Consider the following 26,740-nt stretch of genomic DNA (forward strand, 5'->3'; position numbering starts at 1 on the left):
CCCTAAGTGCGGGCGTGTTCGAGTCGGCGCTAGCGGTATTCACCGTCGGTATGTCAAGGCGTCCAGGTTAGGTGTCTGACGTGAGGTCCCCGGCATCACGCTTAAGCGGTGATATTTCATTCACAGCTATGCGTGTGGTGTTGCGCATCTGGGTTATTATGTCCCGCAGATAGTTAACGCCGCGAAACTCGTAAATGCTTTCGCGTATGTGTAGTTGCATGTTACGCAGTTCGGCTCGATACCTAAATCCGTCGCCGTCCATCTCCTCGTGAGAGAACACCATGGAGTGAAGAGGGTTTTTCGCGTCTGAAATGTCAACCTCAATCCCGTTCCCTTCGAGCGCTGAGGCTATTTTGCCGGCGTTAGTGAAAACGGTGATGAGTAGGCGGCCGTGAATCAGATCCGATATCGACTCAGGGGGAATTCGATAGAGGTAGAAGGGAAGATAAAGGTGGGCGCTACGTCCCTGCTCTTCAGGGATCGTTGAGATTGTTAGGCTGCATTCGTGCCGTCCTTCGGTTGCGAGAAGCCCAGATTCTTGAACGTCGGTTACGAAGCGTGCATTGTCCATGGTCTCCGGAGTGAGCCCTGTAGGAGAGTACAGCGCGGCGTACAGGAATGATCCGTCTATGCATGTGCTCGCATAACCGGTGCTTCTCGCGTCTGCGATTATCCGCCGAACATCCTCCCAGTGATGATTGGGGGTAGAGTCAACGTATGTTTTGATGGACTTACGGCCGTCCACCTCAAAAATTGTGTCGACTTTGGATTCGCTGTACATGACTACGTTGGCCATGCGTTGCGTCTGGCGGCCGATCCTCCGATCTGGGCGCTTGCTCCGGGGCACTTCTTCGGAGTCGCCGGAGATAGGGCGAGCGGGCGGGGCATGGTCATGTTTCGCGCTGGAATTTTCTGGCCGCATCTCCAAAAAACTGATGTCGACGCTGTAGCGCGCCAAATCGTCACCATCATCACCGACGGAGTTTCCGAGGTGCCGTGTTTTAACCTCGATCGTTCGATGCTCGCTGGTATCGGGTTTGATGAACGTGACGTCTCCGATCCGCATAATATCGGTGATGTCATGCAGGAGGGGGAATCCCCAACCGTCATTAGACAGGTGCTGTGAAATCGCTAGAAGCCCCTGGGTTCCGTAACCCTTCTGTGGAATCGGAACCGGGTCATTGTGCGAAAACGGGTAAAGGAGGCGCCTGTCATTCAGAAGCGCCCATGCGAAGGCATCGCCGAGGCGTCTGGCCAGCCATCGACATAGCTTCAGCGATTCCAGCGGCTCGGAGCTAGCTTTTTTGTTCTTGGGTCGACCTTTTGTGTCGGCGATCTCCTTCTGTATGTCTTGTTGCAGCTGAAGGAAATCCAATTGGAGTTGCCAAAGATCACTTGGTGTATTCCAATTTTGGCCGACAAGTCGAAGGGCTAGATACTCTATCCTGGTCGCCAGTTCAAAGGGCTTTCCTGAATAGACAGAGTTGCCTTCGGCGGTTGAGGGTTCAGACGTCACCTAAGGAAGTGTGGCGGATCGCGGTTGCTCTCGCCACCGGTTTCGAACATTCTTGGTTGCTACCTCAGCTGCTTCCGGTTCCTGCGGCAAGAACCCAGGCTTTTTACTCCCCAGGTGGTGGAGTCGTGCAAGGTCTTGCGCCGACGGCTCGGAGCTATCTCGGCGGCGAGTTCGCGACTGGTCATGATCAAGGACGGCACCGACTGACGGTCCCCTTCGAGAGCTCGCTCACCCATGATGAGTACCTGCTCCAAGTCGCCCTCACGCGCCGCCGTGACTCCGAGCGTGACCCGCGCCCCCGCGTTGCGCATCGGTGAGCGCTCGGTGCCGTCGAAGTCTGTCCCTGCCCTTAGCACCTCTTCGGCGAGCGTGCGCGCAAGCTTGTCTTCGCCGACCAGCCGGTAGTGGTTGTCCAGGTTCTCGGGGTACGGCATCCCTTCGAGCAACCGTCGCCCCTTGTCCAAGGCCACCTCAACTTGCCGGCGGTCCCCCATCCGCTCTTGCTCCACGGCGGTCCGTCGACACCCGCCAGAATGACGGACCGCCTGGCCAGGCAGCAGCGCCACCCCTACACAGACGAGGACAGACAACTGCGGACGTGGCACCCATTGCGACCGGACTGAGACCGCTTCGTCCCGAAGCAACTTGAGCGGGCGCCCGACCTTGAACCGGTGCCGATGCCACCTGCGCTGATGGGTCGCAGCTGTGCGCGATAGTCCGTCGTTGTCCGCTGGCGTTGTCACGCAGTTAGACACTCAGCTCGTGCCTCTGACTCACGACGTGAGCGCAACATGGCGGGGGGCCCGCAGCGCTCGCACGGGCGATACCGCGCACCCTGTGCGTCGCCCAGCAGCATCCAACTGGCATCGTCTAGGTGCCGTCCGTCGCCGACCATGAGGCCGCAGTGCTCGTTACCGTGAAAGACCTCGCGGCTTCCGGCAGCGCTGGCGCGGACCAATACCGCCGGTTCCCTGGAACGGTCGACGCCTTCGGCTGCGTAACACGCCTGCATGTACTCCGTCGCGTCACGTTGGTCATATGCACTGGTATACGGCAGCTCTCGTCCCCGCATGCTGAACCTCCGTCTGGGCCCGCTCGCCATCGCTACGTTGTGCATGTCTATCGCAACGTGGCCCCTCAGCAGCCGGGTTCAGCGATACACCACCAATTCAGCCTTGGCTGTGCTCTACAGATCGCACCATCTGCTGAGCCGGGTCGTCGAGCGGTGCGGCCAGTCGCAGCTGTGAAGGCTCTGCCACCGACGACCTAGCCCTGTGACCACCGCTTTGGGAGTCCGATCGGGCGTGCCTGACAGCGCGTCTGGCCGCGTATAGCCCGGCCACGCACTCTGCCCAACAGCAAGCTGATCCTCTGTCGTTGATGTCTAGTGGGGATGACCCTCATGGAACATGTTGAGGCTGAGCTGCTCACGGACGGCGGGAACAAGGCGGTGGAGCGCTGTCCGACCGACGGTTCCCGGGTTTGCCGATCCAAGGCGACTCCCGCCGTCCTTCGCAGCGAGGTCATCGAAGTGCTGGAGGCTTGCGAACGAGGTGAGGCGACTGCGGCCTGCAAACCCGCCAGCCTTCATTGTGCCGGTGCTCAGGGCCATCGGTCCCCCAGGGTTCGGCCGAGCCCGATGGTCTCCCCGAGCAATGTTGGGAGGGACCAGTGCCCCAAGAGCTTGAAGCCCACAGGTTTGTGATGCCATGCGGAGCTCTGCAGCGGTCTGATACAACGACAACATGCTGTTGGATGAAGCGGGACTCCTCGATGAACTAGACCGCCACAGGCGCTCTGTTGACACGGACTACTTCGACCTCTCCTTGCGCGAGTTGGTGCGCATGGTCTCTGAGCAAGAAATCAAGATCGCGCCCGCGTATCAACGCCAATTCCGGTGGGATGACGAAACACAATCCGCATTGATCGAGTCGTTCCTCCTAGGGCTCCCCGTTCCAGCGATTTTCGTGGCAACCAATCGCGACGCCACTTGGGATGTGGTTGACGGACTCCAGCGTATCTGTACAGTTTTGCGCTTCATGGGTGTGGACGCACCCGAATCGGACAAGTTCCGGTTCAGCGTCACGCCTCTGCGCTTGAAGTCACTCAAGACCCTAGTCGGTTTCGGTGACTTGACCTACGAAGAGCTTCCTCGCCCAATTCGGATGACGCTCGAACGGCGATTTCTGCGAGTCCAGGTTTTGAGCGATAAGTCTGAACCCGAAGTCCGCTTTGAGCTCTTCCGCCGGCTCAATGCAGGCGCAGTTGCTCTCACGGCTCAGGAGATTCGCAGTTGCATCTTCCGGGGCACTTTCCATGAACTTCTCGAAGACCTGTCACAGAACAGGCAATTTAAATCCTTGCTTAAACTGCAAAAATTGAACCAAACAAATGGCACCCCGGAAGAGTTGGTGCTCAAATTCTTTGCCTATTTGGACCGCTCCACCGAATTCGACGGCAAGGTGACAAACTTCCTAAATGAATATATGCGTGACAGATCTGCCGATACGGATTTGGTGGCCGATCGGGAGATCTTCGAGAAGTCGGTGGCCTTCTTGTCGTCGGTCGTCAACGGACCCTTCTTGCGGGGAAAGCTGTCGATCACCCCTCTAAATCAATTCGAGGCTGTATTGGTGGGGGTGGGTAGCCTCCTTCGCAAGGGGGTCGCCCCGCGTACACCGCCCTCGGGGTGGCTGAACGACGAGAAGCTCGTTAACTTCAGCACCGGCGCCACGAACACCCGCACTATGCTGCTGAATAGAATCAGTCGCGCCGAAGAGCTCATGTCGTGACGTCGTACGGTGCGGTCGAGAATATCTTCTCGGAAGCTGTGGGCCGCCTCGCTCGCGAACGTCGGCGCCTGCATCACCTATCCACTCAGGTGGAGCCTCAGGCCTTCGATCGTGATGGTTTCCTGGCTATGGGCAGGGCGCTTTCATATGTAGTCATGGGTGGAGTGCTGGAGTGTTTCATGCGGGAGCTCCCTAGAGCATTGGCTACCGACGTTGCCGCGCTAAGAATTCCGCGTAATCGCCTTCCTTTGGGTTTGATTGCAGCCTTGGAGGCTGCCGCATTTAGGAAATGCGGCGAAGGTACAATAGGTGCCTTGCTGGCCCGCACGTCAATTCTTCAGGGAGCAGTTGCACATTCCGGAGACTTGCGACTAGTCGAGGATTTCAGCGATTCCCTGAAGCTTGCGGATGGTTCTACGATCGGGCAGAAAAACTTTGAGGCGCTATGGGCACTTTTGGATTTGCCGGGGGACTGGCGTAACTCCCCGAATGATGTCTTCCTGCTGAGAGAGATCAAGGATAAGCGCAATGATGTTGCACACTGGGAGGCCGATCCGGTGGATGTCGGGCGGAGTAAGCGGCCAACGTCTTTGATCGACATGGTGGATCAGTTGATTGCCTTGCTCGATCACGCGCTGTTGCATATCTGCTATTGGTTCGAGGAGCGAATTCCAATCCAATCGAAACTCAGTGGTCAGTAGCTTGCGTCGTATTTGCCTGGGCTGTGCTGCAGCTCGGGCTACGGCACGACACCGAGCCCTCTGCGCGCATCTTTGTGCCATCAGGGCGAGTCCTGCATTACCACAACCACTCACCCCGGCTCCCATCCCGTCCGCCTTCGACCCACGCTCTGTGGAGCGGGCGTGGTTCAGGGCGTCAAGGTGGAGCGCGCCACTGTACGAACGACCTTGGCGCCCTGGGCCTCGTCTGCTCGGCTTCGCCTGGGGCGAAGGTGGTCGGGATGGGAGCCCCACGACGCTCACCACGAATCCGCCGGCACCCGCAAACGGCGCCCGATCCATCCCGGTGCCGTAGCGCCCCCGCCGGAGGCATGTCTTTGGCCCGCGGATTGGTCTCGACTCATGCCCGTGGGCCTATCCACTGCGGGCGCGCGTCGGCGGCGGCAGCGACGAGCGGGCCGAAGGCAGGAGCGTGGGAGCAGCCAGAGCCGGGAAGCGCGCCCGGCGGAGCGGAGCGCAGCCGGGTGCCTTGATGAAGTAGAGAAACTCTTACCGCGCTGCTCGAGTCAGAGTGCGATCGGCTTGTAGGCCAACGCTCGATCGATGATCCTGTCAGCGCTTAGGTCGGGATCGAAGTCCCAGTAGATGTACTCGCTGATGTGGGGGCATGCGAGTCCGCGGTGCAGGGCGTCCAGGATCTCGTCGCCTTCCGCTTCGCTGGCAATGTCGCCGTCCAGGAGGCGCTGGACGAGGGGTAGCGCTTCGTCACGGCTCATCCTCTCGCGAGGGTCCGGAGCCGTCACTGTGTCTTGTTCAGCCGATGGCCGTTGTGGCTCCGCACGTGCGGGCCAGCCCCGTCCAGGGCGTCGAGTAGGCGGATTGCGTAGACCTCGGACATGCGCTCGGTGATCTGCTCCGGGGTGAGCCAGTCGACCGCGGTTGACTCGGTTGATGTCCGCTCGGTGCCCCCGGAGGGCTTGCACCGGAAGACCATGGCAACGATGCCCCTGGTCGTGTTCTTGTAGACGCCCGTGAGCTCGTCGACCTCGACGCGGATGCCGGTCTCTTCCAAGACCTCGCGGCTGACGCCCTGCTCCGGGGACTCGTCCAGCTCCAGCACTCCGCCCGGCAACTCCCATGTCCCATTGTCCGCGCGGCGGATCGCCAGGAGTCGGCCGTCCTCGCGCACGACAGCCCCCGCCACGGACACACTGTGCTTCGGCGTTGACGGAGCTTCCTGGGCGCTGTTACTCATGTACAGGAGCATAGGAGAGTGAGTAGGTCGATGGGAACAGCAGTAGGAGGTGACAGGGCCGTACCTCGGTACGTTCAGATCGCCGAGGAGATCGTTCAGCAGATCCGGGCCGGTGTCCTCAAGCCTGGCGACATGGTGCCGAGTGAGTCAGAGCTGGTGGACCGCTACGGAGTCTCCGGCGGGACGATCCGGAAGGCCATGGTGGAGGTCCGTGCGAGCGGCCTGGTGGAGACCCGGCACGGCAAGGGGTCCTTGGTGAAGGCACGGCCCCCGGTGCGTCATCGGTCTTCCGATCGGTTCCGGCGCTCGCATCGCAAAGGTGGCAAGGCCGCTTACCTCGCGGAGTCGGAGCAGGCCGGCGCGACCGCCAAGGTGAGCGTGCTGTTCATCGGCCCCGCCGACGCACCCGAGGACATCGCGGAACGCCTCGGGGTGGACCCCGGGGCCAAGGTGCTGGCCCGTCGCCGCCTCTACTTCCGCAACGGCACTCCGGTCGAGACTGCAACGTCGTACCTGCCGTGGGACGTTGTGAAGGACATCCCGGAGCTGTTCTCCGAGAACCCCGGCCCCGGTGGGATCTACGCCCGTCTTGAAGACGACGGTCATGTCTTCGCGGAGTTCGTCGAGACCCTCCAGGCGCGGCCAGCCTCGAAGGCGGAGTCCTCCGAACTCGCGCTGAGCCCCGGCGCCCCGGTCATTCACCTCATCCGAGATGCCGTGACCGAAGAGGGTCGTGTGGTCGAGGTCTGCGACACCCTCATGGCCGCTGACCAGTTCGTCTTCAGCTACCGGATCCCCGCCACCGACTGACGTCCGCTCAACTCACCCCAGCCCGCTGCGATTTCCTCTTCGTAGCGGGTTGACTCATGTACAGGAGTAATGCACTCTTCTTCATGTCACTCATGTACATGAGTGGCGGAGTTCAGCACCTACAGAGGAGTGATCTGCTGTGCGTCAGATTCCCGTCGACACCACGAACGCGACCGTGATGGTCGCCAAGGCTCCCCAGCCCAAGGTCAAGGACCGCCGTACCGGTGAGATCGCCCTGGACAAGGACGGCGTGACGCTGATGACGGTGGAGGTCATGTTCTCCACGCCCGACGAGGTGGAGATCCTCAAGCTGACCGTTCCCCAGCCGGGCGTCTCCGAGGATCTGGCCATGGGCACCCCGGTTGCGCTGACGGGGCTGGTGGCCTCGGCGTGGGAGAACGAGTTCAACGGGCAGAAGCGGCACGGGATCGCGTTCCGCGCGGTCGCTGTCACCTCGCTCGCCGCCGCTGCGTCTGCCTCGAAGGCGGCCTGATCATGACCGGCTTCACGGTCGCCCTGGTGCTGGTTGTCGCTGCCGCAGTGATCCTGCGGTGGCGGCGCCCCTCCTGGTACTGGCTGGCCTTCGGCGCTGTCTTAGCCGCTCTGCGGGTCTTGGTCCGCTACGTCTCCGTGATGGACGCGTGCGGGCTGACCGTCCCGCCCTCCCGCTGGCGTCTCGCCCTTGCCCGGATCGCGAACCGGTCCGTGCCGGAGTCCCGCGCCCCGCGCATCCTGCGCGTCCACCCCACCCGCACCGGCCTGGTGCTCCGCCTCAAGCTCCGCCCCGGACAGGATGCGTTCGACGTCTCCGCCGCTTCGGACCGGCTGCGTCACTCGTTCGGCATGTACGGCGTGACCTCACGCGAACTGCGCTCCGGCGTCGTCGAAGTACGGATGACCGGATACGACGTGCTCAAGCGGGTGCAGATGCCCGCCAAGACCGACCCTGCACCGATGCGGGTGCCGGTCGCCCTGCGCGAGGACGGGGCAGTCCACTACCGCGACTACCGCAGCGTTCCGCACGGGCTCACCCTCGGCGCCACCGAGTCGGGGAAGTCTGTCTACCAGCGCAACCTGGTGGCCGGCCTCGCGCCCATGGACGTCGCGCTGGTCGGAATCGACTGCAAGCAGGGCGTCGAACTCTTCCCGCTGGCACGCCGGTTCTCCGCCCTCGCCGACAATCCCGACACCGCCTTGGAGCTCCTCGAAGCGCTCGTCACGCACATGGAGAACGTCTACCAACTGATCCGGGCTGAACAGCGGATCACGGTGAACGTGCCGGACGCGGCAATAGCCGCTGACATCTGGGACCTGCCCGACCACCTGCGCCCGGTGCCGGTCGTGGTCCTGGTGGACGAAGTCGCCGAACTCGCCCTGTTCGCGTCCAAGGACGAAGAGAGGCGCCGGGACCGGATCATCACCGCACTGGTCCGCCTCGCCCAGCTCGGCCGCGCCGCGGGAATCTACCTGGAGATCTGCGGGCAGCGCTTCGGCTCCGAACTCGGCAAGGGCATCACCATGCTCCGCGCCCAGCTCACCGGCCGCACCGCCCACCGCGTCAATGACGAGTCCTCCGCCAACATGGCCTTCGGCGACATCGCCCCGGACGCAGTCCTGGCCGCTATCCAGATCCCCACCGAGACTCCCGGCATCGCCGTCACCGGCGACTCCTCCGGCGGCTGGGCCCGCATCCGCGCCCCGCACACCTCGCTGCGCCAGGCTGTGAACATCTGCAACCGGTATGCCGACCGCACCCCGGCCCTGCCCGTCCTCGCGGCCTTCCACCCCGTGGTCGGTTCCCTGGCCCCGGCCTCCGAGCCGCTCGCCAAGGCCACCCCCGCCACGGCCTGAGTCCTCCCGCACTCCCGGCCGGCGCGACCGCATCGCGCCAGGTCCCTACCCGCTCCATGCCTGAAGGAAGGGAGACCGACTCCCATGTGTGAGCACATCGAGGACTTCCACCGCACTGTCTTGATGCTCGGCGCCCTGGCCCTGTACGCCGAAATGCCGTGTGCCGACGACGCGTTCATCGACTCCATTGGGCCGTCCCTGGCCGTGTCGCTTCCTGAGCCGCCGCCGGGGATGTTCCCGCCCGGCTACGACCCCATCGGCGGCACGGACCACCCCGGGGGCGTCTGATGGCCCGCCCCGCGTTCCGCGTGGACGCCGTCCTGGTCCAGGCCGTCATCGCCGGTGCCCTGTCCTTCGCCCACCTGCACGACCTCGCCAATGCCGCCGGGCAGGACGGCTGGAAGGCCTGGGCCTACCCGATCTCGGTGGACCTGCTCCTGGTCGCTGCCTGGCGGCGCCTGCGCAGCGAGGGTCCGTCTCGGCTGGCCTGGTGCTGGTTCCTGATCGCCCTGTTCGCCTCACTGGGTGCCAACGTCGCGACCGCCGGATTCCTCGACCTCACCCACCCGCCGGCCTGGCTGCGGTTCGGCATCGCGGGATGGCCCGCCCTCGCCTTCCTCGGCGGCACCCTCCTCGCCCACTCGCACTCCGCCGAGGAGCCGGAGCCAGTTCCGCCGGCACCCGCGGTCCCGCATCCCGCGACAGAAGTCGAGCGGGAACCCGCCCCCGATCCGGCACCCGAGCCCGAGCCGATCGCCGCGGCTGTCGAGAACACCCCGGCACTCGCCCCCGCCGGTCCGCCGGTCCCGGCCGCCCTGGTCGACCACGCCCGCAAGCTCGCCGCCGACCACCACGCCCGCACCGGCGCCCCGATCGACACCGACACCCTGCGCGCCCGGCTCGGCGTCCCACCACAGCTCGCCGAGACCATCGCCGCCCAACTCGCCTGACCAGACGGGAGAACCACCGCCATGCCCGCTCGTGACCACTTCCACTCCGTGATGCGGATCGGCCCCGTACAGATCGGCACCCACCGCGACCACCGCGGCCAGACCAAGCACGCCGCCGTCTGCACCGCTGACCGCTGCGGCTGGTCCGCCGACTACTCCAGCCAGAGCGCCGCCCAGCTGGCTGCCCGCACCCACCGCTGCACCGCCCGATAGGAGAACGGCCCCGTGGATGTCCCGCTCTGGTTCGCCCTGATCATCGTCGGCTGGCTCGGCATCAAGCTCATCCGCCCGCCCCTGTGGCTCGTCGCCGTCCTCCTGCTCGGCGGCTACCTCCTCGCCGACAGCCTCCTTGCCCCCGCCATCGACACCGCCGTCAAGTAACCACCCGCGAAGGGAGATCCACCATGTTCAAGCCCAAGGTTCCGACCATGCCCCAGCCCACCGGCCTCATCACCCGACCGACCGTCGTCGAGCCGACCGCCGTGGTCCAGCACACCCCGCCGAGCCCTGCCCCGCTGACTGTCCCGACTACTGCGGCCAGGCCCACCGTCCAGCTCACGCCCGGCGCCGTCGTCGCACTTGTGGGTGGTGGGACGGCCGTCGTCCTGGTCGTCGGCGCGGTCTTGGTCTCGATGCTCCTCGCGGTCGCCGTCACCGGCGCATCCGTCGCCATCTGCGCCCTGGTCATCCGCTCGCTCATCACTTCCGCAGACCAGCACCGCTGACCGGCCCCCGGACGGCGCACAAGCCGCCAAGCATCGCCGCCGCCCGGACAGTCCGGCCCCTTCCAACCGCAGCCGAAAGGACCGCCATCATGGCCCAGCACAGCCCTGCCCCGCCGCATCTCTGCCCGGACTGCAACGGCTTCCCCGTCGTCGCCATCGACACCGGGACGCTCCTCGACAACGGCACCCGCGCCACCCTTCTGGTCGCCTGCCGCCTCTGCCGCGGCACCGGCTCGACCCGCACCGCGACTTCCGCCCCGGTCGTCCAGCGGGAGCACGCGTGACGGACTCGATCCTCGCGAGCCTGGACCCGGCCACCCTCGGCGATCTGCTGCGGGTGGCCGGGTCCACCGGCTTCGACCGCTGGCAGGACCAGATCCGCCGCACCGGCGGCTGCTCCAACCCCATCCACCTCTCCGGCTGGACCCTCACCAAGGACAGGACCACCGGCCAGACCCTGCACCGCTACTCCACCAGCGCCGAGCCCGGAGGACGACTCCGCGTCGCCTGCGGCAACCGCCGCGCCTCACGCTGCGCGGCCTGCGCCTGGACCTACTCCGCCGACACCTACCACCTGATCCGCGCCGGACTCGCGGGCGACCAGGACAAAGACGTCCCCGCCACCGTCCGGGACCACCCCCGCGTCTTCGCCACGCTCACCGCCCCGTCCTTCGGTCCGGTCCACAACCGCCCCGACTCCGGCCGCTGCCGCTGCGCCACCACCCACAGCACGGATGACGATGCCCTCGGCACCCCGCTCAACCCCGACACGTACGACTACGCGGGCGCGGTCCTCTTCAACAACCACGCCGGGGACCTCTGGCAACGCTTCACCAACCGCCTCCGCCGTGAGATCGCCGCCCGCGCCGGCCTCACCCAACGCGAACTCAAGGAAACCGCACGGGTGTCGTACGGCAAGGTCGCCGAGTTCCAGAAGCGCGGGGCCGTCCACTTCCACGCCGTCATTCGCCTCGACGGCCCGGACGGACCCGACAGCCCGCCACCCTCCTGGGCCTCCGTGCAGCTGCTCAGCGACTCCATCCGCGCCGCCACCGCACACGCGTACACAACCATCACCATCCCAGCCGCCGCCGGCCAACCCGCCCGCTCACTGCGCTGGGGCGCCCAGCTCGACATCCGCCCCATCCGCGCCTTCGACGCCGGGACAGACATCACCGAACAGGCCGTCGCCTCCTACGTCGCCAAGTACGCGACCAAAGCAGCCGAGACAACCGGCACCGTCGACCGCCGCATCGGCAACCGCGAGGCCCTGGCCCTCCTCGACGTACCCGACCACCCGCGCCGCCTCATCGAAGCCTGCTTCGACCTCGACCCGCTCTACCCGGACCGGCGACTGAGGGCCTGGGCACACATGCTCGGCTTCCGCGGCCACTTCTCCACCAAGTCCCGCCGCTACTCCACCACCCTCGGCGCACTCCGCCAGATCCGCGCCGATTACCGCGCCGCCCAACAGCGCGAAGAACTCGGCCTCCCCGACCCGGACCAGGACCCGACCGTCCTTGTTCTCACCGACTGGCAATACGCCGGACAAGGCCACAGCCCCGGCGAATGCGTCCTCGCCGCCTCCATCGCCAAAGACCTGCAACACAACCGAGAGACAGCCCGCGAAGCCCTCGCCGACCTGGAAGGAGAACGGTCGTGACTGACCCCCTGCTCACCGTGGACCAAGCCGCCGAACGCCTCGGCACCACCACACGCTTTCCGCGCCGCCTTGTCGCCGAGCGCCGCATCGCCTTCGTCAAGGTCGGCAGCCACGTGCGCATCAAGGCGAGCGTCCTTGAGGCGTACATCGAGGGCAACACCGTCCAGCCGATCCGCCGCCGTCGCTCCCGCTACGGAAGGGCTGCCTGATGGGGAACGCCAAGGGAAGCCGCCGGCGCTTCGGTGCCGTGCGTCAGTACAGGTCCGGCCGCTGGACTGCGAGTTACCTGGGCCCGGACGGACAGGACTTCCGAGCACCCGAGACCTTCGACACCAAGAAGGACGCCGAAGTCTGGCTCTCCCAGGTCGAAGCGGACCTCACGCGCGGCAACTGGCAGGACCCGGACGCCGGGGCGGTGAACTTCAAGGAGTACGCCCTCCAATGGGTGGATGAGCGAGGTCTCTCCGCCACCACCGATGAGCTGTACCGACGCCTCCTGAGGCTCCACCTCCTGCCTACCTTCGAGGGCCTGGACCTCGACGAGATCACCGCACCCCGTGTCCGTACCTGGCGAACCGAGCGGCTGTCGTCCACCGGAGCAGCCACGACCGTGGCCAAGGCCTACCGGCTGCTCAAGGCCATCATGGAAACCGCGGTCGATGACGAGCTGATCCGCCGCAACCCCTGCCGCATCCGGGGCGCTGGGAAGGAGTCGTCCGCCGAACGCCAGATCGCCACCGTCGCCCAGGTCGATGCGCTCGCGGATGCTCTCGGGCCCCGCTGGCGGCTGATGGTCTACCTCGGTGCGTACGGTCCGATGCGCCCGGAGGAACAGGCCGAGCTCCGGCGTAAGGACGTCGACCTGGACGAGATGACCATCCGGGTCCGCATGGCGGCTCCCGAGTTGACCACCGGTCGCCGCGCTCCTGGCGACACCAAGTCGGATGCGGGCAAGCGGGTCGTGGTCCTGCCGGCCTTTCTCCGAACCGACCTCCGGCGTCACCTCGACTGGTACGCGGAGAAGGGGGCGGACGGACTTCTGTTCGTGGGGGAGAAGGGCAAGCCGTTCCGGCGTTCCACCTTCGGGCGGCAATGGCGCAGGGCTCGCGCGCTCGTCGGTATGCCGGAGGGCTTTCGCTTCTACGACCTTCGTCACACCGGTCACACCCTGGCCACCCGGTCCGGAGCCACCCTCAAGGACACGATGGTCCGCGCCGGCCAGTCGTCGGAGAAGGCCGCGTTGATCTACCAGCACTCGGACCTTGAGCGACAGCAGGAAGTGGCGAGCGGGCTGGACGACCTCGTGCGGTCCGCCCGTAAGAAGGCTGATCAGGGGCCTTCTGGTGCGGATCTGGTGCGCGACCCCTGAACTGGTCCAGACAACAAAGAAGCCCCCGGCCACTGGCCTGGGGCTTTTTCATGGAGCGGGTGACGAGAATCGAACTCGCGCTCTGAGCTTGGGAAGCTCATGTTCTACCATTAAACTACACCCGCGTAACGCACTGTCTGACCAGCGACGCATCGTTCGACACTCTACCCCATCGCAGACCCCCCGAGGCGTGAGCCCGGGTGTGGGTCGTGGCGGGGGTTCGGTGGAGGTTGCCGGGGTGGGTGGGAAGTGGATGCGGGTGTGGCGGGCGGGAGTTGGGGGCGTAGCGTGGGTGGTCGGAGTGCCGCGTGCGATGGCGTCCTGTTCATCCCCTAATGTGGCTTTCTCGTCCACGGCTTGATGGGGAAGGGACTTGATGGACTCCATGGAGCGCACCGTCGTCCGCTGTGCCGAAGGGCACGTTTTCGCTACCACCTCGTTCCCGATGCAGCAGCTCGGGCCCGGGCGGATCGGTCCAGGGCGGCTTATCCGCTGTCCTCGTTGTGCGCGGTTGCGGCATGCCGTGCCTGTGGTGTTCGAGGAGCGGTAGAAGAGCGGCAGACGAGCGGCGGGAGAGCGAGCGACAGGCGCGCGGGCGGCCCGATGGGGGCGGGCCCGCGCGTTCTGCGTATCCTCGGTGGGTGCTTCTCTCAGACAAGGACATCCGGGCCGAGATCGACGCCGGACGCGTACGTATTGATCCTTTCGATGCGTCGATGGTGCAGCCGTCGAGCATCGATGTGAGGCTCGACCGCTTTTTCCGGGTGTTCGAGAACCACCGCTATCCGCATATTGATCCGGCCGTCGAGCAGGCCGATCTGACCCGGACCGTCGAGCCGGACGGGGACGAGGCGTTCATCCTGCATCCCGGTGAGTTCGTGCTCGCTTCGACGTACGAGGTCATCTCGCTGCCCGACGATCTCGCGTCACGGCTGGAGGGCAAGAGTTCGCTCGGCCGGCTCGGGCTGGTGACGCATTCGACGGCCGGGTTCATCGACCCGGGGTTCTCCGGGCACGTGACCCTGGAGCTGTCGAACCTGGCGACGCTGCCGATAAAGCTGTGGCCGGGGATGAAGATCGGTCAGCTGTGCATGTTCCGGCTGAGTTCGCCGTCGGAGTTCCCGTACGGCTCCGAGCGGTACGGGTCGCGCTACCAGGGACAGCGCGGGCCGACCGCGTCGCGTTCGTACATGAACTTCCACCGGACCCAGGTGTGATGTCCGATGAGCGATGACGTGCGGGAGAACCTGACGTACGACGGCTTCGGTCATGCCGTGCGGGAGCTGGCACAGGCCGTGGCCGACGACGGGTACGAGCCCGATGTGGTGCTGTCCATCGCGCGCGGCGGGGTGTTCGTGGCCGGTGGTCTGGCGTACGCGCTGGACTGCAAGAACATTCACCTGGTCAACGTGGAGTTCTATACGGGTGTCGGGACCACGCTGGACATGCCCGTCATGCTGGCGCCCGTGCCGAACGCCATTGATTTCTCGGACAAGAAGGTCCTCATCGCCGACGATGTCGCCGATACCGGGAAGACGCTGAAGCTCGTCCGGGACTTCTGTATCGATCATGTCGCCGAGGTGCGCTCGGCCGTGATCTACGAGAAGTCGCATTCGCTCGTGAAGTGCGAGTACGTGTGGAAGAAGACCGACCGCTGGATCAACTTCCCGTGGAGCGTGGAGAAGCCCGTCGTGCGGCGCAGCGGGCAGGTATTGGACGCCTGACAGGCGGGGGACGAAAGCCCCCGCGGTCCCGTTCCGGGGCTGCGGGGGCTTTTGCGTTCTCGGGCGTTCGGTCGTTCTTTTCTGGAGCGTGCCCGGTCTTTTCTAGATCGTGCCCAGTTTGAGGATCGAGACCAGGGCGAGCAGTTGGATCGCGGACGCGCCCAGGGCCTTCGGCCACGGCAGGTCGTGGGACTTGCTCACCATCGAGGTGAACAGGGCCGCGGCCGCCAGCCAGGTGAGCCAGCCGAGGATCTGGACCAGGGAGTTCTCGCCGCCCAGGAAGAGCGCGAAGATCAGGCGCGGGGCGTCCGTGATCGACATGATCAGCATGGAGAGGCCCACGGTCGGCTGCCACGCGCCGTCGCCGCCGAGCTGGCGGGCGAGCGTATGGGTCACCGCGCCGAGTACCAGGCCGCCGAGCACGAAGCCGATGCCCGTGATGACGACGTAGGGGATGGCGTTGCCGACCGGTGCGTTGATGGCGTCGTCGCGGGCCTGGTCGAAGCCGAACAGGGCCAGCAGGCCGTAGAGGAACGTGACGATGAGCGCCGGGCCCCAGACGGGGTAGTCGCGCATCTGCCAGAACGTCGGCCCGGGGCGCGTCACGATGCCGCTCAACAGCTGCTTCCAGTGCAGGCGCGGGCCTGCGGGCTGGGCGGGGGCCTGGCCGGCGCGGTAGGTGTTGCCGTCGCCGTACGGGTCCTCGTTGATGCTGAAGGCCTGAGTGTGACCGGGGCTGTTCGCGTACGGATCGCCCTGGTGGTGCTGCTGGGGGTGATGGGGCTGCGGGTGCGGGTCGGCGAAGTACTCGGGCTCGTCCGCCCCGCCGCTGTTGTAGCCGCCCGCGTGGTAGCCGCCGCCCTGGTATCCGGGGGCGTTGTTGTAGCCGCCGCCTTGGGGCGGGGCGCCGTTGCCTCCTGTCGGCGGCCATTGCTGCTGTCCGTACGGCGGTGGTGCCTGATTGCCGTACGGCTGCTGCCGCGGTTGCTGTCGCGCTTGCTGCGGGGTGCGGTTGTCCCGGCCGCGTCCGATCCTGAATCCAGCCACGTAATCGAACGTACCTGGTCCGCACGGGTCGGGTGGGAGGGGCGGGGGAACTGGCCCGCCTTTGCGGCCTAGCTGTGACATCCCCTAAGGGAACCCTGGGGGGCTGTCCTCAGCCCGCTGTGAACAGGGCGCTGGTGAACGTGATCAGCGGGCGGTCCGGCGTGGCCGCCGGGTACAGCGCGATCAGGTCCGCCGTCTCGCCCCGGTGCGTGCGGACCACCGTGTCCGGCTTGCTGTCGCCGTCGAAGTCCGCGTACCGCTGGAGGAGGGTCGTTTCTGCACGAGCGGGGGAGGCGCCGTCCGCGGGCCTGCGCAGAGGGGCCGCCGGGAGCGGGTCGGACGGTGCCTCGAAGCGGTACGGGCCGCCCGGCCGGCCCGGTCCGTCGGGGCTGCCGAGCAGCAGGGTGCCCCTGCCGGTGGTGCCGGGCCGGTGGGGGACGGGTGTGTACACCAGGTCGTCGTACCCGTCGTCGTCCGTGTCCGTCCGGGGCTCGGGGGCGTACAGGGCCGGGCCCGCGCCCGGGAGGGTGCCGCCGGCGGCGTGCGGGCGGCCGTCGCGGGTGAAGGGACCCCGCAGGAAGCTGAGCCGGTCCGCGCTCGCCGTCAGGGCCAGGTCCGGGCTCCCGTCGCCGTCGAAGTCGCCGCAGACGGGGTGGTCGGGCCAGGCGTTGCCGAAGCGTGCCCGGTCCGGGATCCGCAGGGTGACCGCCCTGCCGGTGAGGCCCGCGGGGGAGCCGAAGAGGATCTGCAGCGGTACGGGCGGACGGCCGATGCCGTTGTACGGGGGGTCGGTGGCCACGATCAGATCGGTGAAGCCGTCCCGGTCCAGGTCGCACGACGCCTCGGCGTCGAACGCCGAGGGGAGGGTGTCGCCGATCTTGGCGGCGTTCGTGCGCGCGCTGAGCAGTTGGCGTACCGAAGGGTCCAGGCCGCGGGTGGCGGAGCCGTACACGACACCGATCCCGGCATCGTCGCCGTGGCTGTCGGCCGTCGGTTTCACCAGGTCGTCCAGGACGAGGTCGCGGTGGCCGTCGCCGTTGAAGTCGTCCGGGGTGTGGCTGCCGGTGCCGTGCGGGACCGCGTGGCGCGCGGCGCCGGCCAGTCCGGAGAGCGCGCGGGGAGGGGCGTCGCCGTTCTTGGGGGCCTGGGAGGCGGGGGAGCCGCCGCAGGCCGTCAGCAGGAGTACGCAGAGGCCGCCGACCGCCGCGGTCGCCGCTCCGGTGGGTCCGCCGGTTCGTGCTGTCGTTCTCGCCCTTGCGATGCGTATCCGCACGGGATACCTCCGATGCGCACCCCCGCGGGGATACCTCGTACGTCCTGGCCGGCCCCGGCACGGCGCTTTCGTCCTGGCCGCCACCTTGGTCGCGGCCGTCCCACATCATGCGTCACCGTGGCGGTCAAGCAGAAGCGGCCGGTCCTGCCCCCGAGGCAGGTCCGGCCGCTTGTGCAACGCGGTGGCGCGCTTCCGGTTACTTCACCGGTTCCGGCTCCGGCGCGTCAGCCGTTTCCGGCTCCCCCGCGGGGTCGGCCGGGGTCTTCACGGAGTCGAGCAGCAGCTGCGACACGTCGACCACCTGGATCGACTCCTTGGCCTTGCCGTCGTTCTTCTTGCCGTTGACCGAGTCGGTCAGCATGACGAGGCAGAACGGGCAGGCGGTGGAGACGATGTCCGGGTTCAGGGAGAGGGCTTCGTCGACGCGCTCGTTGTTGATGCGCTTGCCGATCCGCTCCTCCATCCACATCCGGGCACCACCGGCGCCGCAGCAGAAGCCGCGCTCCTTGTGGCGGTGCATCTCCTCGTTCCGCAGACCCGGGACCTTCGCGATGATCTCGCGCGGGGGCGTGTAGATCTTGTTGTGACGGCCCAGGTAGCAGGGGTCGTGGTACGTGATCAGACCCTCGACCGGGGTCACCGGGATCAGCTTGCCCTCGTCGACGAGGTGCTGGAGCAGCTGCGTGTGGTGGATGACCTCGTACTCGCCGCCGAGCTGCGGGTACTCGTTCGCGATGGTGTTGAAGCAGTGCGGGCAGGTCGCGACGATCTTCTTCGAGGCCTTCGCCTTCTTCGTCGAGTCGTCCTCGTCGTCCTCACCGAAGGCCATGTTCAGCATGGCCACGTTCTCCTGGCCGAGCTGCTGGAACAACGGCTCGTTGCCCAGGCGGCGGGCCGAGTCGCCCGTGCACTTCTCGTCGCCGCCCATGATCGCGAACTTGACGCCCGCGATGTGGAGGAGCTCCGCGAAGGCCTTGGTGGTCTTCTTGGCGCGGTCCTCCAGGGCGCCGGCGCAGCCGACCCAGTAGAGGTAGTCGACCTCCGAGAGGTCCTCGACGTCCTTGCCGACGATCGGGACCTCGAAGTCGACCTCCTTGGTCCACTCGACACGCTGCTTCTTGGCGAGCCCCCAGGGGTTGCCCTTCTTCTCCAGGTTCTTGAGCATCGTGCCCGCCTCGGACGGGAACGCGGACTCGATCATCACCTGGTAGCGGCGCATGTCGACGATGTGGTCGATGTGCTCGATGTCAACCGGGCACTGCTCCACGCACGCACCGCAGGTGGTGCAGGACCAGAGCACGTCCGGGTCGATGACGCCGTTCTCCTCGACCGTGCCGATCAGCGGCCGCTCGGCTTCCGCGAGGGCGGCGGCCGGGACGGCCTTGAGCTGCTCCTCGGTCGCCTTCTCGTTGCCCTCCATGTCCTTGCCGCCGCCTGCCAGCAGGTACGGGGCCTTGGCGTGCGCGTGGTCGCGCAGGGACATGATCAGGAGCTTCGGCGAGAGCGGCTTGCCCGTGTTCCAGGCGGGGCACTGCGACTGGCAGCGGCCGCACTCCGTGCACGTGGAGAAGTCGAGGATGCCCTTCCAGGAGAACTGCTCGACCTGCGAGACACCGAAGACGGCGTCCTCGGCCGGGTCCTCCCAGTCGATCTCCTGGCCGCCCGAGGTCATCGGCTGGAGTGCTCCCAGCGCGACCTCGCCGTCGGCGTTCCGCTTGAACCAGATGTTCGGGAAGCCGAGGAAGCGGTGCCAGGCGACGCCCATGTTGGTGTTGAGCGAGACCGTGATCATCCAGATCAGCGACGTCCCGATCTTGATCATGGCGACGAAGTAGATGAGGTTCTGCAGCGTGCCGAGTGCGAGTCCCTTGAAGGCGAGGACCAGCGGATACGAGACGAAGTACGCGGCCTCGTAGCCGCCGACGTGGTGGATCGCGCCCTCGAGACCGCGCAGGGTCAGGATCGCCAGGCCGATGACGAGGATGACGTACTCGACGAAGTACGCCTGCCAGGCCTTCGAGCCCGCGAACCGTGACTTGCGGCCGGCCCGGGACGGGAGGTTCAGCAGCCGGATGGCGATCAGCACGAGGATGCCGACCGTCGTCATCAGGCCGATGAACTCGATGTAGAGCTCGAACGGCAGCCACTCACCGATGATCGGCAGGACCCAGTCGGCCTTGAAGAGCTGTCCGTACGCCTGGAGCAGCGTCGGCGGCAGCGTCAGGAAGCCGATGGCGACGAACCAGTGCGCGAAGCCCACGATGCCCCACCGGTTCATCCGGGTGTGGCCGAGGAACTCCTTGACCAGGGTGATCGTGCGCTGCTTGGGGTCGTCGGTGCGGCTGCCTGCCGGTACCGGCTGTCCGAGGCGGACGAACCGGTAGATCTGCGCGACGGCTCGGGCGATGAGCGCAACGCCGACAACCGTCAGCACCAGCGACACGATGATCGCGGCGAGTTGCATGTGGGGCTCCTCGGGCCTGCGAGGGTGGGATCCAGCGATGATCGCTGATTACTCAGAAGCTTACTAAGCAGTAACTTAATCAGTCTGTGCTGACACTATCCACTTATTCCGCCGTCCTGTAGCCGGGCAGGCGGTGATCTGTGTCGCTCAGGTCCGCCTTGCCGCGCCGGGCGAGGCTCCGGACCGCCTCGCGCAGGGGTGCGCCGACGGCTTCCGCGAGGATCGCCAGGTCCAGCCCCAGCCGGTGGTGCTCGGCGTAGTACTGGTCGAGAAGGTCCGGTTCGTCCCACGGCATCGCCGAACGGTGGCGGACCTGGGCCAGGCCGGTCAGGCCGGGCTTCAGTTCCCGCCGCCAGTCTCTCGCACCGGGCGGCCGGTCGCGTACGCCGTCCGGAGTCAGCGGGCCCGGGCCGACCAGGGAGAGGTCGCCCCGTACGACGTGGGGAAGCCGGGAGATCACGTGGAGCCGCAGTCGGCGGGTGCGCAGGGACCGCAGGACGAAGGGCCTGCCGCCCGCTCCGACGCGGGTCGAGCGTGTCAGTACGTCCCCGGACCCCGGCTGTACGGCGAGGGCCAGGGCGGCGGCGGCGAGCAGGGGGGCGGCCAGGAGGAGCAGGGCCGAACCGAGTGTCAGGTCCAGGACGCGCTTCGCGGAGGGGCGCGGGAGGGCCGCCGGTTTCCATGCCCTCAGGGCCCTCCGGACCATCGGGAGGCGGGGTGGGCGGGGCGGCTGCCAGGTGCGTCCGGCGGGTCGGGGGCGCCGCCGCGGCCCGTGGCCCCGCCCTTGCCACTGCGTCTGCATCGTTCGCACCTGCCTGGGTCGGCTGCCTGAGTCGGGGGATCGCGTGCCGGTTTTGCACTGCTCACGGCATTTTGTGACAGAACGATCCCACGCGGCGATGATGGGGAGGGGTGTGTGACCCGTGGGGGCGGGCAGGTGTCGCCCGTACGCGGGTCGGATTTGCCGCTGATCGCCGGTATGTGATGTGTGTCCACCGTCACGGGCGAGCCTGTCGCGACTGGTAGTGCGGGGTGCGTGCACGATAGTTGAGTCGCCTCGACTCAGGTCTGTTGACACTGGAACGGGCGTCATGCATCCTTGAGCCAGATCCACTCAAGTAGTCAGTTGGAGGAATTGAAATGGCACGTGCGGTCGGCATCGACCTGGGCACGACTAACTCCGTCGTCAGCGTTCTCGAAGGCGGCGAGCCCACCGTCATCACCAACGCCGAAGGTGCCAGGACCACGCCGTCCGTCGTCGCCTTCGCGAAGAACGGCGAGGTACTGGTAGGCGAGGTCGCCAAGCGCCAGGCAGTGACGAACGTCGACAGGACGATCCGTTCGGTCAAGCGCCACATGGGCACTGACTGGAAGATCGACCTGGACGGCAAGAGCTTCAACCCGCAGCAGATGAGCGCCTTCATCCTGCAGAAGCTGAAGCGTGACGCCGAGTCCTACCTGGGCGAGAAGGTCACCGACGCGGTGATCACCGTCCCGGCGTACTTCAACGACTCCGAGCGTCAGGCGACGAAGGAGGCCGGCGAGATCGCGGGCCTGAACGTCCTGCGTATCGTCAACGAGCCGACGGCCGCCGCGCTGGCGTACGGGCTCGACAAGGACGACCAGACGATCCTCGTCTTCGACCTCGGTGGCGGCACCTTCGACGTGTCCCTCCTGGAGATCGGCGACGGCGTCGTCGAGGTGAAGGCCACCAACGGTGACAACCACCTCGGTGGTGACGACTGGGACCAGCGCGTCGTCGACTACCTGGTGAAGCAGTTCGCCAACGGGCACGGCGTGGACCTGTCCAAGGACAAGATGGCTCTCCAGCGTCTCCGTGAGGCCGCGGAGAAGGCGAAGATCGAGCTGTCGTCCTCGACGGAGACCTCGATCAACCTGCCGTACATCACGGCGTCGGCCGAGGGCCCGCTGCACCTGGACGAGAAGCTCACGCGCTCGCAGTTCCAGCAGCTCACCGCTGACCTCCTGGACCGCTGCAAGAACCCGTTCCACAACGTCATCAAGGACGCGGGCATCCAGCTCTCCGAGATCGACCACGTCGTTCTCGTCGGTGGCTCGACCCGTATGCCGGCCGTCGCGGAGCTCGTCAAGGAGCTCACGGGCGGTCAGGACGCCAACAAGGGCGTGAACCCGGACGAGGTCGTCGCCATCGGCGCCTCGCTCCAGGCCGGTGTCCTCAAGGGCGAGGTCAAGGACGTCCTGCTCCTCGACGTCACCCCGCTGTCCCTCGGTATCGAGACCAAGGGAGGGATCATGACCAAGCTCATCGAGCGCAACACCACGATCCCGACCAAGCGCTCGGAGATCTTCACGACGGCCGAGGACAACCAGCCGTCCGTGCAGATCCAGGTCTACCAGGGCGAGCGCGAGATCGCCGCGTACAACAAGAAGCTCGGAATGTTCGAGCTGACCGGCCTGCCGCCGGCCCCGCGTGGTGTGCCGCAGATCGAGGTCGCGTTCGACATCGACGCCAACGGCATCATGCACGTCGCTGCCAAGGACCTCGGCACCGGCAAGGAGCAGAAGATGACCGTCACCGGTGGCTCCTCGCTGCCGAAGGACGAGGTCAACCGGATGCGTGAAGAGGCCGAGCAGTACGCGGACGAGGACCACCGCCGCCGCGAGGCCGCCGAGTCGCGCAACCAGGGCGAGCAGCTCGTCTACCAGACGGAGAAGTTCCTCAAGGACAACGAGGACAAGGTCCCCGGCGACGTCAAGACGGAGGTGGAGACCGCGCTCACCGAGCTGAAGGAGAAGCTCAAGGGCGAGGACACCGCCGAGATCCGTACGGCCACGGAGAAGGTCGCGGCCGTCTCCCAGAAGCTGGGCCAGGCGATGTACGCCAACGCCCAGGCCGAGGGCGGCCCGCAGGCCGAGGGGCAGCCGGGTGCCGAGCAGGCCCAGGCCGACGGTCAGGACGATGTCGTCGACGCCGAGATCGTCGACGACGAGAAGGACTCCAAGGGCGGTGCGGCGTGACCGAGGAGACTCCGGGCTTCGAGGAGAAGCCCGACGTCCCCTCCGGCGCCACCCCTGACGACGCCGAGCCGAAGGCCGCCACCCCCTCTTCGGAGGAGGCGGCGGCCCCGGCCGGGGACGCGAACCAGACAACGGCACTGACCGCACAGCTGGACCAGGTCCGCACGGCGCTCTCCGAGCGCACGGCCGACCTCCAGCGGCTCCAGGCCGAGTACCAGAACTACCGCCGCCGCGTGGAGCGGGACCGGGTCACGGTCAAGGAGATCGCAGTCGCGGGTCTCCTGTCCGAGCTCCTGCCCGTGCTCGACGACGTCGGCCGGGCCCGCGAGCACGGTGAGCTCGTGGGCGGGTTCAAGTCGGTGGCCGAATCGCTGGAGACGGTCGTCGCCAAGCTCGGACTGCAGCAGTTCGGCAAGGAGGGCGAGCCCTTCGACCCGACGATCCACGAGGCCCTGATGCACAGCTACGCGCCGGACGTCACCGAGACGACCTGCGTGGCGATCCTGCAGCCGGGCTACCGGATCGGCGAACGCACCATCCGTCCCGCGCGGGTGGCGGTGGCCGAACCCCAGCCGGGTGCGACCCCCGCGGCCGCCAAGGAAGAGAAGAGTGACGACGAGGAGAGCGGTGGCGGCGAGGAGGTCTGACATTCCGTCCGACCACCTGGCAGCACACCGCCCGCCCACCCGCCCGGCCATGTGGCGGGTCGTCCGGAAGGAGGGACGTCGATGAGTACGAAGGACTTCGTCGAGAAGGACTACTACAAGGTTCTCGGCGTCCCGAAGGACGCCACCGACGCCGAGATCAAGAAGGCGTACCGGAAGCTCGCCCGCGAGTTCCACCCGGACGCCAACAAGGGCGACGACAAGGCGGAGGAGCGCTTCAAGGAGATCTCCGAGGCGAACGACGTCCTCGGTGACACCAAGAAGCGCAAGGAGTACGACGAGGCACGCGCCCTCTTCGGCAACGGTGGCTTCCGTGCCGGACCGGGCGGGGCCCAGGGCAACTTCAACTTCGACCTGGGGGACCTCTTCGGAGGTGCCCCGGGCGGGGGCCAGAGTGGCGCCGGCGGGTTCGGAGGCGGCGGTCTGGGAGATGTCTTCGGCGGCCTCTTCAACCGGGGCGGCGGCGGCACCGGCACACGGGTGCAGCCGCGTCGCGGCCAGGACATCGAGTCCGAGGTGACGCTCAGCTTCACCGAGGCGGTCGACGGGGCCACGGTCCCGCTGCGGATGTCCAGCCAGGCGCCCTGCAAGGCGTGCTCCGGCACCGGCGACAAGAACGGCACCCCCAGGGTCTGCCCGACCTGCGTCGGCACCGGCCAGGTCTCGCGCGGCAGCGGCGGCGGGTTCTCGCTCACCGATCCCTGCCTGGACTGCAAGGGCCGGGGCCTCATCGCCCAGGACCCCTGCGAGGTCTGCAAGGGCAGCGGCCGGGCGAAGTCGTCGCGCACCATGCAGGTCAGGATTCCGGCGGGTGTTCTCGACGGCCAGCGGATCCGGCTCCGCGGCAAGGGCGCCCCGGGCGAGCGGGGCGGACCGGCCGGTGACCTCTATGTCGTCGTCCACGTCGACGCCCACCCGGTCTTCGGCCGCAAGGGCGACAACCTCACCCTCACCGTGCCCGTCACCTTCACGGAGGCGGCGCTCGGCGGCGAGGTGAAGGTCCCCACACTCGGCGGACCGCCGGTCACGCTGAAGCTTCCGGCCGGCACGCCCAACGGGCGCACCATGCGGGCCAGGGGCAAGGGCGCGGTCCGCAAGGACGGTACCCGCGGGGACCTGCTGGTCACCGTCGAGGTGACGGTCCCCACGGACCTCGGCCCCGAGGCCCGGGACGCCCTGGAGACCTACCGCAAGGCGACCGCGGACCAGGACCCGCGGGCGGAGCTGTTCCAGGCAGCGAAGGGAGCTTGAGGTGGACGGCCGACGACGCAATCCGTACGAACTCACCGATGAATCCCCGGTGTACGTGATCTCGATCGCGGCCCAGCTCTCGGGCCTGCATCCTCAGACGCTGCGCCAGTACGACCGCCTCGGCCTGGTCTCGCCCGGCCGCACGGCCGGACGCGGCCGGCGCTACTCGGCCCGCGACATCGAGCTGCTGCGCACCGTGCAGCAGCTGTCGCAGGACGAGGGCATCAACCTGGCCGGCATCAAGCGCATCATCGAACTGGAGAACCAGGTCGCCGCCCTCCAGCAGCGCGTCGCCGAACTCTCGGCGGCCGTGGACGGTGCGGCGGTGGCCATGCAGCAGCGCGAGGCGCAGGTGCACGCCTCGTACCGGCGCGACCTGGTGCCGTATCAGGATGTGCAGCAGACCAGCGCGTTGGTGGTCTGGCGCCCGAAGCGACCGAAGGACTGAGCGGGGGACCTCCCTGCGCAAGGAGCCCGTCACCCCGGAACACCGGGGTGGCGGGCCTCCGTGTTGTGGGCGGCGGTGCGGGCACTTCAGCTGCGTGGTGCCGCGGGCCTGTCCGGCGTGGGCGGCGGTGCGGGCTCGGCGATGCCGGAGCGGACGAGGAGGGCGCCGAGGTGCGTGCGGCTGGTGGCGTCGAGGGTCTGCATGAGCTTGGCGATGTGGGTGCGGCAGGTACGGACGCTGAAACCCAGCTTCCGTGCCACGGCTTCGTCATGGTGCCCCTGGACGAGGAGGCGGGCGATGCTGAGCTGCACGGCGGTGACGGGAGTTCCCGGGGCGGCGGTCTGCAACTGCTCGGTGATCGGAGTGGCCTGGGCCCACAGCACCTCGTACACCTGCACCAGGTAGCGGACCAGCGCCGGATGCCGGATCTGGAGAGCCACCTCGCGGTCGGCCGTCGCGGGGATGAACGCTACGGCGTGGTCGAAGATGATCAGCCTGTCGATGGTCTGTTCCAGGGTTCTGACCTGCACCTGTCCGGGCGGCATTCGCTCCAGGTAGTCCCTGACGGGGGCGCTGTAGCGCGCCGGGTGCTGGTAGATGTGGCGGAGCCGGGCTCCTCTGCCCACCACTGACAGGCCGTTGGCCAGACCCTGCTCGATCTGCTCGGCGGACCGGTGACCGCCCGGCTGAGCGGTCAGAACCTCGGTACCGGCGACGGCGGCGGCTTCCTGGAGCGCGGAGTCGATCAGCCTCTTGCCCTCCAGGGCGGTGATGGAGAGGTTGGGGTCCTCGCTCGCGATGGCCGCCAGGGGTGCCAGCGAGTCGACCAGTGCCGCGCTGCGGCGCACCTGTTCGTAGACGTTGCGCGTGATGGGCTGCAGCAGGTGCGCGAGCGCGGCGGAAGGCGTGGCAGGGCGCAGCATCGTCGGATCGCGGGGGTCCGGGTGGAGCAGGGCCATCTCGATGAGGCAGGGAGCCGGTGAGATCTCGGCTCGCGGCAGGCGCCCGCGCCGCAGGGATTCGGAATAGAGACGGATCGCCGGCTCGCACAGTTCGGAGCCGCTGTGCGGGTGATTTGGTATGCCCGTTTCCGTACCCATCTGGACCCCCTCATTCTTTGCAGTGCAACAAGATGACGGTGGTGAAACCCTAGCGACCGGGGGAGTGTTGACGTGTCGGGGGAGCCGGGAACTCCCTCGGCTTCCTCAGGGCACGACCGCGCTTCTCCCCCGTTGCGTGGTTGTGCTCCCGGCCCGG

30 protein-coding genes and 1 tRNA gene are annotated in these 26,740 nt (G+C 67.0%); 21 read left to right on the forward strand and 10 right to left on the reverse strand.

All coding sequences use genetic code 11. The features are described 5' to 3' along the window. Positions 1–67 precede the first annotated feature (67 nt). Together OG538_RS19135 and OG538_RS19140 are read right to left on the reverse strand one after the other, a co-directional pair. The gene (locus tag OG538_RS19135; protein WP_406095167.1) at positions 68–1,516 is read right to left on the reverse strand and encodes a hypothetical protein; all 1,449 of its coding nucleotides are present in this window, start codon (positions 1,514–1,516) and stop codon (positions 68–70) included. 59 nt (positions 1,517–1,575) lie between these two features. Then, positions 1,576–1,950 carry a hypothetical protein gene (locus OG538_RS19140; RefSeq protein ID WP_406095169.1) on the reverse strand — a complete coding sequence of 125 codons (375 nt, stop codon included), beginning with the start codon at positions 1,948–1,950 and terminating at the stop codon, positions 1,576–1,578. A 968-nt stretch (positions 1,951–2,918) separates the two neighbouring features. Here OG538_RS19140 and OG538_RS19145 point away from each other — a divergent pair. Genes OG538_RS19145 through OG538_RS19155 form a run of 3 tightly spaced genes read left to right on the forward strand, consistent with a single transcriptional unit; the run spans position 2,919 to position 5,009 of the window. Further along, positions 2,919–3,221, forward strand: coding sequence for a DUF6959 family protein (locus tag OG538_RS19145; protein ID WP_406095171.1), 303 nt, complete (start codon positions 2,919–2,921; stop codon positions 3,219–3,221). Positions 3,222–3,261: 40 nt separating this feature from the next. Next, positions 3,262–4,308 (forward strand): DUF262 domain-containing protein, encoded by a 1,047-nt coding sequence (locus tag OG538_RS19150; RefSeq protein WP_406095173.1) that lies wholly within the window; start codon positions 3,262–3,264, stop codon positions 4,306–4,308. Next, the gene (locus OG538_RS19155; RefSeq protein WP_406095175.1) at positions 4,305–5,009 is read left to right on the forward strand and encodes a hypothetical protein; all 705 of its coding nucleotides are present in this window, start codon (positions 4,305–4,307) and stop codon (positions 5,007–5,009) included. The genes OG538_RS19150 and OG538_RS19155 overlap by 4 nt, the downstream gene beginning before the upstream one ends. 545 nt (positions 5,010–5,554) lie before the next feature. Here OG538_RS19155 and OG538_RS19160 read toward each other — a convergent pair. Further along, a complete protein-coding gene (locus OG538_RS19160) occupies positions 5,555–5,764 on the reverse strand; it encodes an e9imm peptide (protein WP_406095176.1) in 210 nt (69 codons plus the stop codon). A gap of 23 nt (positions 5,765–5,787) precedes the next feature. After that, on the reverse strand, positions 5,788–6,255 hold the full coding sequence (locus OG538_RS19165; protein WP_406095177.1) for an NUDIX hydrolase: 468 nt from the start codon (positions 6,253–6,255) through the stop codon (positions 5,788–5,790). Between the two features lie 18 nt (positions 6,256–6,273). On the opposite strand from OG538_RS19165, the gene OG538_RS19170 reads away from it, so the two are divergent. The 12 genes from OG538_RS19170 (at position 6,274) to OG538_RS19225 (ending at position 13,611) form a co-directional block, all read left to right on the forward strand. Next, positions 6,274–7,053, forward strand: coding sequence for a GntR family transcriptional regulator (locus tag OG538_RS19170; protein WP_406095179.1), 780 nt, complete (start codon positions 6,274–6,276; stop codon positions 7,051–7,053). A 139-nt stretch (positions 7,054–7,192) separates the two neighbouring features. Beyond that, a complete protein-coding gene (locus tag OG538_RS19175) occupies positions 7,193–7,546 on the forward strand; it encodes a hypothetical protein (protein ID WP_382343798.1) in 354 nt (117 codons plus the stop codon). A gap of 2 nt (positions 7,547–7,548) precedes the next feature. Continuing rightward, positions 7,549–8,904: an FtsK/SpoIIIE domain-containing protein gene (locus tag OG538_RS19180; RefSeq protein WP_406095181.1), complete on the forward strand. Its 1,356-nt coding sequence runs from the start codon at positions 7,549–7,551 to the stop codon at positions 8,902–8,904. Between the two features lie 84 nt (positions 8,905–8,988). Next, complete coding sequence (locus tag OG538_RS19185) at positions 8,989–9,192, forward strand: hypothetical protein (protein WP_406095183.1); 204 nt, start codon at positions 8,989–8,991, stop codon at positions 9,190–9,192. Further along, complete coding sequence (locus OG538_RS19190) at positions 9,192–9,854, forward strand: DUF2637 domain-containing protein (protein WP_406095185.1); 663 nt, start codon at positions 9,192–9,194, stop codon at positions 9,852–9,854. Before OG538_RS19185 ends, OG538_RS19190 begins: the two co-directional genes overlap by 1 nt. 21 nt (positions 9,855–9,875) lie before the next feature. Further along, positions 9,876–10,067, forward strand: coding sequence for a mobile element transfer protein (locus OG538_RS19195; RefSeq protein WP_385028118.1), 192 nt, complete (start codon positions 9,876–9,878; stop codon positions 10,065–10,067). Between the two features lie 12 nt (positions 10,068–10,079). Further along, entirely contained in the window at positions 10,080–10,235 is a 156-nt protein-coding gene (locus tag OG538_RS19200; RefSeq protein ID WP_123526237.1) for a hypothetical protein, read from the forward strand. Between the two features lie 23 nt (positions 10,236–10,258). After that, a complete protein-coding gene (locus tag OG538_RS19205; protein ID WP_406095187.1) occupies positions 10,259–10,579 on the forward strand; it encodes a SpdD-like protein in 321 nt (106 codons plus the stop codon). Positions 10,580–10,668: 89 nt separating this feature from the next. After that, positions 10,669–10,863: a hypothetical protein gene (locus tag OG538_RS19210; RefSeq protein ID WP_406095189.1), complete on the forward strand. Its 195-nt coding sequence runs from the start codon at positions 10,669–10,671 to the stop codon at positions 10,861–10,863. Beyond that, entirely contained in the window at positions 10,860–12,242 is a 1,383-nt protein-coding gene (gene repSA / locus OG538_RS19215) for a replication initiator protein RepSA (RefSeq protein WP_406095191.1), read from the forward strand. The genes OG538_RS19210 and repSA overlap by 4 nt, the downstream gene beginning before the upstream one ends. Next, a complete protein-coding gene (locus tag OG538_RS19220) occupies positions 12,239–12,451 on the forward strand; it encodes a helix-turn-helix domain-containing protein (protein WP_219572936.1) in 213 nt (70 codons plus the stop codon). The genes repSA and OG538_RS19220 overlap by 4 nt, the downstream gene beginning before the upstream one ends. Further along, positions 12,451–13,611: a tyrosine-type recombinase/integrase gene (locus OG538_RS19225; RefSeq protein ID WP_406095193.1), complete on the forward strand. Its 1,161-nt coding sequence runs from the start codon at positions 12,451–12,453 to the stop codon at positions 13,609–13,611. Before OG538_RS19220 ends, OG538_RS19225 begins: the two co-directional genes overlap by 1 nt. Positions 13,612–13,662: 51 nt before the next feature. On the opposite strand, the gene OG538_RS19230 is transcribed toward OG538_RS19225, so the two are convergent. Beyond that, a tRNA-Gly gene (locus tag OG538_RS19230) sits at positions 13,663–13,736 on the reverse strand. A gap of 516 nt (positions 13,737–14,252) precedes the next feature. Here OG538_RS19230 and dcd point away from each other — a divergent pair. Together dcd and OG538_RS19240 are read left to right on the forward strand one after the other, a co-directional pair. Beyond that, positions 14,253–14,828: a dCTP deaminase gene (dcd, locus tag OG538_RS19235; RefSeq protein WP_359135377.1), complete on the forward strand. Its 576-nt coding sequence runs from the start codon at positions 14,253–14,255 to the stop codon at positions 14,826–14,828. Between the two features lie 6 nt (positions 14,829–14,834). Then, complete coding sequence (locus OG538_RS19240; protein WP_371777508.1) at positions 14,835–15,335, forward strand: phosphoribosyltransferase; 501 nt, start codon at positions 14,835–14,837, stop codon at positions 15,333–15,335. A gap of 102 nt (positions 15,336–15,437) precedes the next feature. Here OG538_RS19240 and OG538_RS19245 read toward each other — a convergent pair whose 3' ends face one another. The 4 genes from OG538_RS19245 to OG538_RS19260 all read right to left on the reverse strand — a co-directional run bounded on the left by OG538_RS19245 (position 15,438) and on the right by OG538_RS19260 (position 20,825). Then, complete coding sequence (locus OG538_RS19245) at positions 15,438–16,382, reverse strand: YIP1 family protein (protein WP_406095196.1); 945 nt, start codon at positions 16,380–16,382, stop codon at positions 15,438–15,440. 109 nt (positions 16,383–16,491) lie between these two features. Next, positions 16,492–17,655, reverse strand: coding sequence for an FG-GAP repeat domain-containing protein (locus OG538_RS19250; RefSeq protein ID WP_406095197.1), 1,164 nt, complete (start codon positions 17,653–17,655; stop codon positions 16,492–16,494). Between the two features lie 196 nt (positions 17,656–17,851). Continuing rightward, the gene (locus tag OG538_RS19255; RefSeq protein ID WP_406095199.1) at positions 17,852–20,119 is read right to left on the reverse strand and encodes a (Fe-S)-binding protein; all 2,268 of its coding nucleotides are present in this window, start codon (positions 20,117–20,119) and stop codon (positions 17,852–17,854) included. A gap of 103 nt (positions 20,120–20,222) precedes the next feature. Next, complete coding sequence (locus OG538_RS19260) at positions 20,223–20,825, reverse strand: sugar transferase (protein WP_406095201.1); 603 nt, start codon at positions 20,823–20,825, stop codon at positions 20,223–20,225. Between the two features lie 434 nt (positions 20,826–21,259). On the opposite strand from OG538_RS19260, the gene dnaK reads away from it, so the two are divergent. The 4 genes from dnaK (at position 21,260) to OG538_RS19280 (ending at position 25,483) form a co-directional block, all read left to right on the forward strand. Continuing rightward, positions 21,260–23,119: a molecular chaperone DnaK gene (dnaK, locus tag OG538_RS19265; protein ID WP_406095203.1), complete on the forward strand. Its 1,860-nt coding sequence runs from the start codon at positions 21,260–21,262 to the stop codon at positions 23,117–23,119. Further along, entirely contained in the window at positions 23,116–23,766 is a 651-nt protein-coding gene (gene grpE, locus OG538_RS19270) for a nucleotide exchange factor GrpE (protein ID WP_406095205.1), read from the forward strand. The genes dnaK and grpE overlap by 4 nt, the downstream gene beginning before the upstream one ends. An 81-nt stretch (positions 23,767–23,847) precedes the next feature. Further along, positions 23,848–25,035, forward strand: a complete 1,188-nt coding sequence (gene dnaJ, locus OG538_RS19275) for a molecular chaperone DnaJ (protein WP_406095207.1) — start codon at positions 23,848–23,850, stop codon at positions 25,033–25,035. 1 nt (position 25,036) lies between these two features. Next, positions 25,037–25,483: a heat shock protein transcriptional repressor HspR gene (locus OG538_RS19280; protein ID WP_406095209.1), complete on the forward strand. Its 447-nt coding sequence runs from the start codon at positions 25,037–25,039 to the stop codon at positions 25,481–25,483. 86 nt (positions 25,484–25,569) lie between these two features. On the opposite strand, the gene OG538_RS19285 is transcribed toward OG538_RS19280, so the two are convergent. Beyond that, entirely contained in the window at positions 25,570–26,583 is a 1,014-nt protein-coding gene (locus tag OG538_RS19285) for a LuxR C-terminal-related transcriptional regulator (protein ID WP_406095211.1), read from the reverse strand. Positions 26,584–26,740 lie beyond the last annotated feature (157 nt).

This window comes from Streptomyces sp. NBC_01013 (assembly GCF_045162765.1).
GTDB lineage: Bacteria > Actinomycetota > Actinomycetes > Streptomycetales > Streptomycetaceae > Streptomyces.

Excerpts from the sequence above, each read along its gene's own strand:
- OG538_RS19140 (WP_406095169.1), bottom strand. The coding sequence starts at position 1,950 with ATGCCGTACCCCGAGAACCTGGACAACCACTACCGGCTGGTCGGCGAA.
- OG538_RS19145 (WP_406095171.1), top strand. The coding sequence starts at position 2,919 with ATGGAACATGTTGAGGCTGAGCTGCTCACGGACGGCGGGAACAAGGCG.
- OG538_RS19150 (WP_406095173.1), top strand. The coding sequence starts at position 3,262 with ATGCTGTTGGATGAAGCGGGACTCCTCGATGAACTAGACCGCCACAGG.
- OG538_RS19160 (WP_406095176.1), bottom strand. The coding sequence starts at position 5,764 with ATGAGCCGTGACGAAGCGCTACCCCTCGTCCAGCGCCTCCTGGACGGC.
- OG538_RS19165 (WP_406095177.1), bottom strand. The coding sequence starts at position 6,255 with ATGCTCCTGTACATGAGTAACAGCGCCCAGGAAGCTCCGTCAACGCCG.
- OG538_RS19170 (WP_406095179.1), top strand. The coding sequence starts at position 6,274 with ATGGGAACAGCAGTAGGAGGTGACAGGGCCGTACCTCGGTACGTTCAG.
- OG538_RS19180 (WP_406095181.1), top strand. The coding sequence starts at position 7,549 with ATGACCGGCTTCACGGTCGCCCTGGTGCTGGTTGTCGCTGCCGCAGTG.
- OG538_RS19185 (WP_406095183.1), top strand. The coding sequence starts at position 8,989 with ATGTGTGAGCACATCGAGGACTTCCACCGCACTGTCTTGATGCTCGGC.
- OG538_RS19190 (WP_406095185.1), top strand. The coding sequence starts at position 9,192 with ATGGCCCGCCCCGCGTTCCGCGTGGACGCCGTCCTGGTCCAGGCCGTC.
- OG538_RS19195 (WP_385028118.1), top strand. The coding sequence starts at position 9,876 with ATGCCCGCTCGTGACCACTTCCACTCCGTGATGCGGATCGGCCCCGTA.
- OG538_RS19205 (WP_406095187.1), top strand. The coding sequence starts at position 10,259 with ATGTTCAAGCCCAAGGTTCCGACCATGCCCCAGCCCACCGGCCTCATC.
- OG538_RS19210 (WP_406095189.1), top strand. The coding sequence starts at position 10,669 with ATGGCCCAGCACAGCCCTGCCCCGCCGCATCTCTGCCCGGACTGCAAC.
- OG538_RS19225 (WP_406095193.1), top strand. The coding sequence starts at position 12,451 with ATGGGGAACGCCAAGGGAAGCCGCCGGCGCTTCGGTGCCGTGCGTCAG.
- OG538_RS19240 (WP_371777508.1), top strand. The coding sequence starts at position 14,835 with ATGAGCGATGACGTGCGGGAGAACCTGACGTACGACGGCTTCGGTCAT.
- OG538_RS19255 (WP_406095199.1), bottom strand. The coding sequence starts at position 20,119 with ATGCAACTCGCCGCGATCATCGTGTCGCTGGTGCTGACGGTTGTCGGC.
- OG538_RS19260 (WP_406095201.1), bottom strand. The coding sequence starts at position 20,825 with ATGGTCCGGAGGGCCCTGAGGGCATGGAAACCGGCGGCCCTCCCGCGC.
- dnaK (WP_406095203.1), top strand. The coding sequence starts at position 21,260 with ATGGCACGTGCGGTCGGCATCGACCTGGGCACGACTAACTCCGTCGTC.
- dnaJ (WP_406095207.1), top strand. The coding sequence starts at position 23,848 with ATGAGTACGAAGGACTTCGTCGAGAAGGACTACTACAAGGTTCTCGGC.
- OG538_RS19285 (WP_406095211.1), bottom strand. The coding sequence starts at position 26,583 with ATGGGTACGGAAACGGGCATACCAAATCACCCGCACAGCGGCTCCGAA.